This is a genomic window from Zobellia uliginosa (genome assembly GCF_018860745.1).
GTDB lineage: Bacteria > Bacteroidota > Bacteroidia > Flavobacteriales > Flavobacteriaceae > Zobellia > Zobellia uliginosa_B.
In genome coordinates this window covers 1,041,989-1,053,425 of record NZ_JAHKPY010000014.1, presented here as the reverse complement: position 1 = coordinate 1,053,425, position 11,437 = coordinate 1,041,989, and the positions used below count along the sequence as shown (strand labels likewise).

General features: G+C 37.0%; 12 protein-coding genes. 10 read left to right on the top strand and 2 right to left on the bottom strand.

All coding sequences use genetic code 11. The features are described 5' to 3' along the window. Window positions 1–29 precede the first annotated feature (29 nt). Both KO521_RS19305 and KO521_RS19300 read right to left on the bottom strand, forming a co-directional pair. Window positions 30–1,961 carry an endonuclease gene (locus tag KO521_RS19305; RefSeq protein WP_215941530.1) on the bottom strand — a complete coding sequence of 644 codons (1,932 nt, stop codon included), beginning with the start codon at window positions 1,959–1,961 and terminating at the stop codon, window positions 30–32. 203 nt (window positions 1,962–2,164) lie between these two features. Continuing rightward, window positions 2,165–3,154: a 2-hydroxyacid dehydrogenase gene (locus tag KO521_RS19300; protein WP_215941529.1), complete on the bottom strand. Its 990-nt coding sequence runs from the start codon at window positions 3,152–3,154 to the stop codon at window positions 2,165–2,167. 313 nt (window positions 3,155–3,467) lie between these two features. Between KO521_RS19300 and KO521_RS19295 the strand changes: the two genes are divergently transcribed. From KO521_RS19295 to KO521_RS19250, 10 genes are all read left to right on the top strand, one after another. Then, window positions 3,468–4,373, top strand: a complete 906-nt coding sequence (locus KO521_RS19295) for a YihY/virulence factor BrkB family protein (protein ID WP_215941528.1) — start codon at window positions 3,468–3,470, stop codon at window positions 4,371–4,373. A gap of 136 nt (window positions 4,374–4,509) precedes the next feature. Next, window positions 4,510–5,253 (top strand): SDR family oxidoreductase, encoded by a 744-nt coding sequence (locus tag KO521_RS19290; protein WP_215941527.1) that lies wholly within the window; start codon window positions 4,510–4,512, stop codon window positions 5,251–5,253. A gap of 23 nt (window positions 5,254–5,276) precedes the next feature. Next, window positions 5,277–5,516, top strand: a complete 240-nt coding sequence (locus tag KO521_RS19285; protein ID WP_215941526.1) for a DUF7218 family protein — start codon at window positions 5,277–5,279, stop codon at window positions 5,514–5,516. A gap of 33 nt (window positions 5,517–5,549) precedes the next feature. After that, entirely contained in the window at window positions 5,550–6,572 is a 1,023-nt protein-coding gene (locus KO521_RS19280; protein WP_215941525.1) for an AI-2E family transporter, read from the top strand. 159 nt (window positions 6,573–6,731) lie between these two features. Next, the gene (locus KO521_RS19275; protein WP_215941524.1) at window positions 6,732–7,337 is read left to right on the top strand and encodes a nitroreductase family protein; all 606 of its coding nucleotides are present in this window, start codon (window positions 6,732–6,734) and stop codon (window positions 7,335–7,337) included. A 55-nt stretch (window positions 7,338–7,392) separates the two neighbouring features. Continuing rightward, entirely contained in the window at window positions 7,393–8,034 is a 642-nt protein-coding gene (locus tag KO521_RS19270) for an NADPH-dependent F420 reductase (protein WP_215941523.1), read from the top strand. Window positions 8,035–8,104: 70 nt separating this feature from the next. Next, window positions 8,105–8,404: a ribosome hibernation-promoting factor, HPF/YfiA family gene (gene hpf, locus KO521_RS19265; RefSeq protein WP_215941522.1), complete on the top strand. Its 300-nt coding sequence runs from the start codon at window positions 8,105–8,107 to the stop codon at window positions 8,402–8,404. 38 nt (window positions 8,405–8,442) lie between these two features. Further along, window positions 8,443–8,604 carry a hypothetical protein gene (locus tag KO521_RS19260; RefSeq protein WP_215941521.1) on the top strand — a complete coding sequence of 54 codons (162 nt, stop codon included), beginning with the start codon at window positions 8,443–8,445 and terminating at the stop codon, window positions 8,602–8,604. Window positions 8,605–8,648: 44 nt separating this feature from the next. Then, entirely contained in the window at window positions 8,649–10,478 is a 1,830-nt protein-coding gene (locus KO521_RS19255) for an SLC13 family permease (RefSeq protein ID WP_215941520.1), read from the top strand. A gap of 10 nt (window positions 10,479–10,488) precedes the next feature. Next, window positions 10,489–11,388 (top strand): mechanosensitive ion channel family protein, encoded by a 900-nt coding sequence (locus KO521_RS19250; protein ID WP_215941519.1) that lies wholly within the window; start codon window positions 10,489–10,491, stop codon window positions 11,386–11,388. The last annotated feature ends 49 nt before the right edge of the window (window positions 11,389–11,437 follow it).

Sequence of the window (11,437 nt, the reverse complement as noted above, 5' to 3'; positions counted from 1 at the left end):
TGGCCCAATAGGTATATGAAACCCAAGAACTATTCTTTAATCAATCTTTTAAATATTTTATTTTCATCTTTCACAAAATATAGTACATAAACCCCAGTTGGAAGTGATTGAAGATTAATTCTTGGTGTTATCATACCTGTTTGCACCGCATTACCAATAGTATCATATATCGTGTAGATACTGTTATCATCCGCATCTATTACTATAATATCACTAACAGGGTTTGGATAAAAACCGTTCTCAATTTTTTCAAAATTAAAATCATCATCAACTTGTCCGAAGGAGTTTAAATTCACTTTTAATGAACTACTTCCTAAACAAAAATCTTCGGTTATTGAAGTAGAAAACTCACCTCCCGATTCCAGTACAGCTCCCGTAACACTATTGGTAAGGGTATATGACCCATTACCATAACTACAGCACATACCATCACCATAACTATCATTAAAGGTTAAAGAATAACAACCATTTTCCAATTCTAAAGGCACATTTAAAGTGGCACCCTCGGCTTGGCCGTCATAACTTCCCCCAGAAGAAACCAGGGTATTACTACTGTTTCGTATTTCCCAACTTGTTTCTGCAGGGTAGTTATCAAAAGTTATACTAAGATTTACGTTAGAAGAACTAGACCCACCACCACTACTATTAGAAGAGGTTAACCGTATGTTGTCTATTGCTATGTCCCCCTGCCATGTTGTGCCGGTTAAACCATTAAATCTAAGTTGCACCTTTTGTTCTAAATAATCTGCTAGACTTACGGTTGCGGTTTGCCATGTGCTACCCTGATTGCCTACTTTGCTCCAAATTGTTGTCCAGTTTGTACCATTGGTACTTGCTTCTAAAGTAAGGCTACCCATAGTACTAGAACCAAACATAGTATAGGCAAAGGAAAATAATGCCTGATTTGAAGAAATAGTAAAACAAGGACTGTTTATAATGGCTCTTTTATTGGAATAATTAGGACTTGAACTTTCCATAAATAGATAATAGGAACCCAGATCTGCAGCTGAAGGTCCTGTATTACTAGAAGGTGTGCTTCCGGAATTCAACGTCCAATTAAAATCATCGTTAGTACCCTGGCTCCAATCACCCAAAGAATTTTCAAAGCTTTGATTATAAGGAAAACTCGAAACTGTTGAGTTGCATACAAGACCTGTATTACCGCCGCCAGTATCGCCAAACCGATCTTCCGCTTGAGGGCCTCCCCATATAGCCGTAGCAAAAGCGGGGTTATCTATGAAAGGGTTTCTATTTCCTTGAATATTTTCCAAAATTGGGTTTCGTTGTACTTCCAATGTAGAAACGGGATCTTCAGCATTCCAATCCAAAAATAATTGTATCATATTGGAATCACCTGAAACAGCCGTTCCTATACCTACATTATTCGGCAAACATCTATCTCCGTAACGGATGTACATATACATAATCATACGTGCTACATCACCTTTAAATTCATCACCAGGATACCAATGCCCTTGGGCCGTTGTTCCGGAATTGCCTGATCCATCGGCAAATTTCCTATTGGATCTACTTGAGTTTCTAGACACATCGGAAGGTCGCAAATGATGGGCATCTGCTCCAGGACCGGAAGTACCTAAATTTGGAGTTCCTAATGATTTAGGGTAAACATGTTCCCTATTCCAATCACTAGCACCTCCTCCGTTATCATTTACCCCTCTTGTGCGATCGGTATTGGAAGTATTGTCATTATCATTGAACCCATAGACCAAAATTACGTTTGAACTATTCGCCGGGTCAATATCCGCTTGTTTTAACGCCTCCCACACGCCCGGAGTATAAGATAAATATGTAGTATGTGTTTCCGTAACCTTATCACCAAGTTCATTCAATAAATTTTGGCCTGAAAGCTCAAGGTTTACATCATTGTAATATGATGGAATTTGGCTAAACGACAGTATAGAAAATAGAAAGAATATTAGAAGGGGAACTTTCTTCATCATGGTCAAATTATTGGTTGATTAATATTTCCTAAAGATAATTTTATAATAATTCAACTTGGCAACAGTAGGATTATTAAATTATTAAATAAAGATTTTATAGATAGTAAATCGGCCTTTTACTCTATTTATTTACACCAACTTTAAATTTAAAATATGCAATGACCTAGTTTTTATACTATTTACCCACCAGTAACTACCACTGCTTATTCAACCACGTTTTTTAATTCCTTATCATTTTCAAAAGACTTTATATTTTCAAGTGTTATTATGGTAATTTGATCCATTGCTTCTTTGGTAAAATATGCTTGATGCGAAGTTATCAGAACATTTGGAAAACTTAATAACCTTAAAATCATATCATCTTGAATAATATGTTCAGAAAGATCTTCAAAAAAAAGATTTTCTTCCTGCTCGTAAACATCTATTCCTAAATATCCGATTTTTCTATTCTTCAGTCCCTCAATTGCTTCCGCTGTATTTATTAATGCTCCGCGACTGGTATTGATAATCATTACACCATCTTTCATTGATGCTATGGAGTTTTCATTAACAATATGTTTGGTATGTTTATTTAAGGGGCAATGCAACGATATGATATCCGCTTGTTTTAAAACTTCTTCTAAAGGCAAAAACTCTACGCCAAGTTCAATTAATTCATCGTTCTTAGAAATATCAAACGCCAGAATTTTACATCCAAAACCTTTTAGTATTTTACAAAAAGTTGCTCCAATTTTACCTGTTCCAATAACCCCAATAACTTTATTATTCAGATTAAAACCTATGAGGTTCTTCAATGAAAAATTACCCTCTCTAACTCTATTATATGCCTTATGGGTTTTTCTATTTAATGTTAAAATTAAGGCTAAAGCATGTTCCGCTACCGCTTCCGGTGAGTATGCAGGCACCCTAACCACTTTAATATCGGCTTTTTCAGCAGCTTCTAAATCCACATTATTATATCCCGCACATCGCAATGCAATTAATTTGATACCATTTGAAGCAAGAATTTGAATGGTGTCTTTATTAACCACATCATTTACAAAAACGCAGACTACATCACAATCGGCAGATAATCTGGCCGTATCCGCGTTTAGTGCAGTTTCATAAAACGAAAAAATGTACCCATATTTTTCATTGTACTTTTCAAAATATTCTTGATCGTAAGATTTTGTACTAAATACCGCTATTTTCATACTATTTTTTTTAAGAATAGATTATAATTTGAAGATAAGTATATCCAATAGATTATTATAGGTACAAACTGTTCAAATTAAATTTATAAATAGCGTAAGATAAAATCATAATCTGCCTTGAACAACATTCATCTAAATGGCTGCAAGAGGTGCCTTAACACAAAAGGTATGACCATATTCATAAAAATGAACGAACATCCTGTACCTATTATTCAATCCCATTAAAACATTAAGCATATAGGTTAACGGTTTGGGACCGGTCTAAGTAATTTTATCAAAAAACTATAGCTAACTACTGTAGAATTTTCAGATCATGACAGTTACCGAGACCGACAAAAAATTCAAGCTAAAACATCTACCCAAACTAATTGTTGACACCTATAAAGCTTGGGATGCAGATGACCCTTTTAGACTTAGTGCTATTGTAGCGTACTACGCGGTACTCTCATTACCCGGTCTTTTGGTCATCATCATAAATTTAGTAGGTTCGGTCTGGGGAACAGAAATCGTTCAAGGAGAATTGACCCAAGAAATATCCAGCGCTTTGGGCCGTGATGCCGCAGAAGCTATACAATCCATGATGATTGAAACTCAAAATGAAGACCGGAGCGCTGTTGCCAGTATTTTGGGTATTGGAACCCTGATTTTTGGTGCGACCGGAGTTTTCTATCATTTACAACTTTCCCTAAATCAAATATGGAAAGTAAAGCCGAATCCCGATTCTACATTTATAAAAATGTTAATTGACAGAGCTAGAAGCTTTGCGTTTATAGTAGCTATCGGTTTTTTATTGTTAGTCAGTTTTTTGGTTACTGCTGCTATTTCTGCACTAAACGCATATATCAAAAGCATGCTTCCAGAGGTTATTATCTATATAGCTTATCTTTTAGATTTTATTGTTTCCGTGGGTATTATTACAGTTCTATTCGCCTTAATATTCCGTTATCTTCCAGACACCAAAATACGATGGAAAACTGTTTGGATTGGTGCCCTCATAACCGCAGTGCTATTTGTTCTAGGTAAATCGCTTTTAGGATATTATTTCGGTGAAGCAGACCCCGGCTCTACTTATGGGGCAGCGGGTACCATTGTTTTAATTCTGCTGTGGGTTTCCTATTCCTGTTTGATTCTATTTTTTGGAGCAGAATTTACATGGGTCTATGCTCAACGTTATGGAAATGGTGTAGCATTAGAATCTTCCGAAGACATTGTTAAATAAACCTATAAGCACGTTACTCTTCTTTTATCGTCCATTTCTACGATTATAGTCAATATTTTTCTTGATGTGATTAAGGTCTTATCAGGTTTATAGAAACCTTTGTACCACTATTAATAATTTACATAAAACAGATAAAATGGATATTCAAGATAAAGTAGTGATAATTACAGGAGCATCTAGTGGAATAGGCGAAGCAACAGCTTTAAAACTGTCCAATAAAGGAGCGAAAGTTGTTCTAACTGCCAGAAGGGAAGAAAAATTAGAAGAACTTAAAAATAAGATAGAAAGCAACGGAGGAACTGCTTTAATCGTTACTAGTGATGTTACGAAAAAGGAAGATTACGATAATTTAGTTGAAAAGACATTGGATAAGTTCAATACGATTGATGCCTTGATAAATAATGCTGGTTTAATGCCACTTTCCTACGTGGAGAAATTTAAAACCGACGAATGGGAAAAGATGGTAGACGTAAATATTAAAGGTGTTTTAAACGGCGTTGCCGCAGTACTGCCAACTATGATCAAAAACAAAGGCGGAAACATCATCAACATATCTTCAAGTGCAGCACACAAATACTTCCCAGGAGGTGCAGTTTATTGCGCAACAAAATCTGCAGTAAAAATGTTCTCTGAAGGTCTGCGACAAGAACTTGCACCCAAATATGGAATTAACGTCACTTCCATTGAGCCAGGAGCAGTATCCACAGAACTTACGAATACCATAACCGATGAAGATATTAAAGAGATGTTCAAGGATATGCAAAAAATGACTTTTCTTGAAGCGGAGGATATTGCCGAAGCTATTTACTACACACTGGTACAACCAGCAAGGGCTAATATTAATGACGTTTTTATTATGCCTACACAACAGCAACAATAAGTTAAAAATATAAATAAACAACAATGGATATTCCTAGCATTAAGAACGAAGACCAATATGAGGCGCTACGTGAAAAAGGATATAGTAAGGAGAAATCTGCCCGCATAGCTAATTCGCCTAACAGTGGCAAAAAGGGCGGCAAGGCACAACCTTATGAAGAACGGACGAAAGAAGAACTCTATGACCAAGCCAAAAATGTAGGCATAGAGGGTCGTTCTAAAATGGATAAAGCAGAACTTATACATGCTTTGAGAAACAATTAGACTTACCCTAATAATCGCACATAGATTAAGCCCATGAAAACCATAGACCCTAAAGTTATACGCCAGCTTTTTGTACTATTATTGATAGTACTGATAGGCGGACTCATTTTTAGAGAAATGGCACCTTATTTTTCAGGTGTTTTGGGATCGATTACGTTATACGTTTTATTAAAAAAACCAATGGCCAAATTATTCAAAGGAGGATGGAAGCCAGACCTTGCAGCGGGTCTATTAATGTTGGGGTCCGTGGTTGTCATATTAATTCCCGTTTCAGGTGCGGTGTTAATGCTGGGAAATAAAGTTAGTCAGGCGGTAAATAATTCGGAAAAAGTTACAGCGGCTATAAAATCACAATTACAAAGTGTGGAAAGCTATGTTGGCTATGACCTTTCTTCCTCTATTGACGTGTCCGAAGTATCCGGATGGTTTTCGAAAAACCTTCAGGGGTTTGCCGGAAGTACTTTCACTTCCGTTATTGCTATAGGTATCATGTATTTCTTTCTTTATTTTATGTTGACGAACCGTAAGGAAATGCGCGAATCACTTTTTGAGTATATCCCCATTAGCACGGAAAATCTTAAAACTATAGGTAGTAAAATTAGGCGTATGGTACGCGCCAACGCGCTGGGAATACCATTAGTAGCCTTTGCTCAAGGAATTGTAGCCCTAATTGGTTTTCTCATTTTTGGTATTGAAGACCCTTTCTTTTGGGCCGTTATAGTGGCCATTGGCTCTATGATTCCTTTTGTTGGCAATATGTTGGGAACACTACCTGTATTTGTCCTTACACTATCTGCAGGGGATACTTTTCAAGCTTGGGGAATCTTAATATATGGAATTGTAGTGGTAGGTTCTACAGATAATCTTATAAGACTTTATGTATTGAAAAAATTGGATGACGTACATCCGCTGATCACCATGATCGGTGTACTTATCGGCATACCTCTTTTTGGCTTTATAGGTTTAATTTTCGGTCCCTTGTTCGTGAGCTTATTCTTGATTATCGTTCAAATCTATAAAGATGAATACGGCAAAGAAAGTAGCCAGTCCATGTAATGACCTGCTTATTTTTTTGATGATTTTGCTTCTTCTTCCATCAAAAGTAACGCTATCCCAAATTCCCATGCCCTTATTGCTTTAGCACTAATAATAGCCGCTTTTGGGATAAGCAACTTCTTGTCTTATGTTTAATATAGCAATAAAAATTGCTAGATCATGAATGACAAGGAACAAATGAGATTAGAAAATATAGCAGAAACCTCATATGAGATTTTTGCTCTCTTAAAGCAGAGGTATAGTCCAAGAATCTTTAAGGAAAACTTGCTTAACCCTACTCACATAAATCAACTTTTTGAGGCTGTACGTTGGGCACCGAGCTCCAACAACTTACAGCCATGGCGCTTTATTTATGGTGAGAAAGGTTCTAATGCTTATCAAAGCATTTATGATTGCCTAAGTGACTTTAACCAAAGTTGGGCTGGCAATGCTCCTTTATTGATTTTGGCCATCTATAAAACCAATTTGGAGAATGGGGATGAGAATTTTCATGCACCCTATGACCTTGGCCTTAGTTTAGGAAATATGGCAGTGCAGTCTCAATATTTAGGTATAGGATTACATCACATGGCCGGCTTGGATTGGAAAAAAGCTGAGAAAGAATTTAATATTCCTACAGGATATCATATAGCTTCAGCCCTTGCTGCTGGTTATTATGGCGGTGATACTGATCAGCTGCCTGAAGATTTAAAAGACCAAGAGACGTCCGAAAGAAAACGGATGCCTTTATCAGAGTTCGCATTTAAAAATGAATGGAGTTCTTAGGATGGAATTATAAATTAATTTTCCGCAATAGCGGTTCACATATAAAATTACAATTATGAAAATAGGAATTATAGGAAGTGGAAACATTGGAGGAAGTTTAGGAACACACTGGGCAAAAGCCGGACATGAAGTCTTGTTTAGCTCAAGACATCCAGAAGAATTACAAAGCTTGGCAAATGCTGCTGGAAACAATGCACAAGCAATGGGAATTAAAGAAGCTTTTGAAGCCAACGCAGATGTATATTTACTGGCGATGCCATTTAAGGCAATAGATGATCTGGCCAAGACTTATTCAGCTCAATATGCCAATAAGCTTATCATAGATGCTACCAACCCCTATCCTGAACGCGATGGAGAAATAGCCCAAACGGTGAGAGATGCCAACTACACGGCATCTGAATACACGGCTATGAAATTCAGCAGCGCAAAAACCGCAAAAGCATTTAATTCCATTAAGGCCGAGCATTTAAGGGACCGTGCCTTTAGAACTTCCAACAAGTTGACCATTCCTTATGCTGCCCAAGATCTTGAGAGCAGATATGTTACGAAACAACTTATTGAAGATATGGGGTTTGAAACCCTTTTCTTGGGCAACCTAACCGACACGCAGATTATGGACCCCGAACAAGCCATTTATGGAAAATCCCTTCCTCATGATGAATTAAAAGAAATGGTAGACTCAGTTAGAATGTATTAACAAACTTTTTAAATCCGGGCCTGAAGCCAGATTTAAATCTAAAAAAATTTTCAATTTAAAATAGAAAGACATGCAAATTATATATGAATATCACGATGTATCCGCTAGCGAACGTTTGGAAGGAATGGTCAAAGAAAAACTTGAGAAATTAGAAGCTAAATATGATTTTGTTCATCGCGCAGACGTATTTTTTAAAAAAGAAAATAGAAGTGATGACCAAGAAATGTTTTGTGACGTTCGCTTGAGCATGCCAGGACCACGGATTTTTGCTTCATCTAATGCCGATTCTTTTGAATCTGCCATAAGCGAGACCATTCGTGATTTACAGGACCAACTCAGAAAAGTAAAAGATAAGATGTCGGCTCACTAGCCGTCATCTTATCCAATTATAAACTTAAAAAACTAGAAATGAAACCCACATCACTCATCGGTGTTGCTTCGGCATTAGCCAACAATAGAAAATTAAAACTTGCCTTAGTAGGTATGCAATTCGCATATTTAGGGTACAAGCTCTTACAGAACAATGGTACTGCCAAAGGGAAGAAGAAAAGAAAGAAACTAAAGCGATAATTATTAAGACACTGTATGAAACCATGTAGTGCCACAAAAGTGAAATGACCTGGGAAATAACGTTAATGTTCTGTGTACTACTGGTAACGGTAGTCCTTTTTGTGTTCGAAGTTTTCCCGGTAGATAAAATTGCGTTTTTCATTATTGTATCGCTAACCCTAATGGGTTTGGTAAAACCAGAAGAAGCCATTAGCGGTTTTTCCAATAGCGCTACGATTGCTGTACTTGCCCTAATGATTTTGGCAATTGCCTTAGAGGAGAATGGGGTAATTGGTTGGTTGGCATCTGGTATGGGTCGGATAAAGGGCTTGCCTTTATACGTAATGGCTCCCGTTTTTATGTTCGTTACAGCAGGTATTTCGGCATTTATAAGCACCACTGCCGTTGTGATTGTTTTTATAAAAATCGTCAATCAGCTTTCGGAGAAGTACAATGTTTCACAGAGCAAACTATTATTGCCCATTTCATTTGCCGGTATTTTGGGCGGTTCCTGTACACTTATGGGAACCTCAACCAATTTGATAGTAAATTCCGTGGCTACGGATTTAGGTGCGGAAAAGCTAGGTTTCTTTGAGTTTTCTCTTTTAGGGATGATTTTCCTAGGAATTTCCATCGTCTACCTCACATTTACCTTACGGTGGCTACCCTGGGGAAAAGGCAAAAATTTGGATGAAGATTACCATCTGAATAATTATGTAACTCATGTTCACATTAATGCAGACTCCCAGCTGGTAGGCAAAACTATTGCAGAGAGTTTCCTTTATGAGAATCCAGAAGTTTCACTTTTGAAGTTAACGCGAAATAACAAAGTTCATAACGCTCCCGGAAAATACATCACTTTTAAGGCTAATGACGAACTCCTTCTAATGTGCGACCTAGAGAATTTGGCACGCATAAACAAATCGGAAAACCTTAGCCTAAACGAAAAAAAGTATATTACGCCTTTACAACCAAAGGAAATAACCAAAGAAGAATTAGAAGAAAAGGAAACCGAATTAGACACAAGAGTTTTCGTAGAATTACTAATGCTTCCCGGGGCACAATTTCTAGGGAAGACATTGGGTGGACTAAGAAGTTTAATGATGCAGGACATTGTTCCTTTAGCCATAAAAAAAAGAAAAACGCTGACCAATTTAAAGGAAAGATTGGTGCGTAGTAGCATGAACAAACTGGTATTAAAAGTGGGTGATCGCTTGCTTTTGGAAACTTCTACGGAAAAATTGGAAACACTTAGTACTATGGAGAATGTGATACTTCTTCAAGAGTTTGACAATATTAGTTCCAATTCCAAATACAAACGTTATTTCTCTCTGGCAGTGCTTTTGCTCGTGATTGGTCTGGCAGCTTCGGGACTTTTATCCATCATGGTTAGTGCCCTAACTGGTGTGTGTATTCTATTACTCACCAAAAATCTTGACCTAAACACAGTCTACAAGAAAGTAAATTGGCAAATTTTCTTTTTGTTGGCCGGTATGATTCCTCTTGGGATTGCTATGCATAATACCGGTGCGGACGCTTACATTTCGGAAAAACTGCTGACTTTTCTTTTTGACCAACCTGGTTATATAGTCATAGGAACCCTGTTTTTTTCTACAATGATTTTAAGTGCCGTAATAAGCAATAACGCTACGGCGATTATCATGACGCCCATAGCTATGGCGGTAGCTCAAGGAATGCAATTAGATTTCAAACCTTTTATACTTGCGGTAATGTTTGCTGCAAATTTCAGCTTTTTTACACCTGTAGGATACCAGACCAACACACTCATTTACAGTATGGGCAATTACAGATTTAGTCACTTTTTTGGAATAGGGGGAGTTTTAAGTCTCATTCTGGCACTCGTGGCTACTTTTTTATTAACCAATATGTTATAAAATTCAAAATATGGAAAGTAAATTTTCAATAGAAGATTCAATAAGTAAATTATGGGATAAGTTAGATGGATGGTTAGATGCCATTGTTTTAAAACTTCCAAATATTGTAATGGCCATTTTTGTTATGGTCCTTTTCTACTTCTTGGCACGTGGAGTTCGTAAACTTCTACGCAAATTTCTACTCAAAAGAATTCACCAACAATCCATTCAGGATATCATTGCCAGATTTGTTTTTTTAGGTGTTATCCTAATTGGATTTTTCGTAGCCTTAGGGGTATTGGAACTAGATAAAGTTCTTACTAGTATTTTAGCTGGTGCGGGAGTTGTTGGTTTGGCTATTGGCTTAGCGTTACAGGGCACTTTGAGCAACACTTTTGGTGGACTTATTCTTTCTTTTATGCCAAAAATAAATATTGATGATTTTATAGAAAGTGATGGGATTAAAGGATTTGTCTCTGAAATTAGCTTGCGAAACATTATCGTGCGTCAACCGGACAATAATTACGTGGTCATTCCAAACTCTAAATTCATAGATGGGTCTTTTAAAAACTATTCCTTGAGTGAACGAAGCAGGATAGTTGTGAGCTGTGGTGTGGGTTACGAAAGTGATTTACAAGCAGTGGAAGATTTAGTGGTAAAGATCATTGGTGAAAAATTTCCTCAGAACAAAGATGAAAAGGTTGAGTTCTTCTTTACGGAATTTGGTGACAGTTCAATAAACTTCATGGTCCGTTTTTGGATTGATATGAAGGGTGCAGTACAAGAGCATGCTGCCAGACACAGCGCCGTAAAATTAATTAAATCGAATTTTGATACTCAGGATATTAATATACCGTTCCCTATCCGTACGCTAGACTTTGGAAAGAACACATTGAATATGACCTCTAAAACCATAAAAGGACAATCTTAGAAAAATTCATGAGCGAAACATAAGTTTTTCATGTTTTAGACCTGCTCTT

What these genes read in the sequence shown, in the direction of transcription:
- KO521_RS19260 (WP_215941521.1), top strand. Translation starts at nt 8,443, where the DNA reads ATGAAACCCACATCACTCATCGGTGTTGCTTCGGCATTAGCCAACAAT.
- KO521_RS19290 (WP_215941527.1), top strand. Translation starts at nt 4,510, where the DNA reads ATGGATATTCAAGATAAAGTAGTGATAATTACAGGAGCATCTAGTGGA.
- KO521_RS19295 (WP_215941528.1), top strand. Translation starts at nt 3,468, where the DNA reads ATGACAGTTACCGAGACCGACAAAAAATTCAAGCTAAAACATCTACCC.
- KO521_RS19285 (WP_215941526.1), top strand. Translation starts at nt 5,277, where the DNA reads ATGGATATTCCTAGCATTAAGAACGAAGACCAATATGAGGCGCTACGT.
- KO521_RS19255 (WP_215941520.1), top strand. Translation starts at nt 8,649, where the DNA reads ATGACCTGGGAAATAACGTTAATGTTCTGTGTACTACTGGTAACGGTA.
- KO521_RS19250 (WP_215941519.1), top strand. Translation starts at nt 10,489, where the DNA reads ATGGAAAGTAAATTTTCAATAGAAGATTCAATAAGTAAATTATGGGAT.
- KO521_RS19305 (WP_215941530.1), bottom strand. Translation starts at nt 1,961, where the DNA reads ATGATGAAGAAAGTTCCCCTTCTAATATTCTTTCTATTTTCTATACTG.
- KO521_RS19280 (WP_215941525.1), top strand. Translation starts at nt 5,550, where the DNA reads ATGAAAACCATAGACCCTAAAGTTATACGCCAGCTTTTTGTACTATTA.
- KO521_RS19275 (WP_215941524.1), top strand. Translation starts at nt 6,732, where the DNA reads ATGAATGACAAGGAACAAATGAGATTAGAAAATATAGCAGAAACCTCA.
- KO521_RS19270 (WP_215941523.1), top strand. Translation starts at nt 7,393, where the DNA reads ATGAAAATAGGAATTATAGGAAGTGGAAACATTGGAGGAAGTTTAGGA.
- hpf (WP_215941522.1), top strand. Translation starts at nt 8,105, where the DNA reads ATGCAAATTATATATGAATATCACGATGTATCCGCTAGCGAACGTTTG.
- KO521_RS19300 (WP_215941529.1), bottom strand. Translation starts at nt 3,154, where the DNA reads ATGAAAATAGCGGTATTTAGTACAAAATCTTACGATCAAGAATATTTT.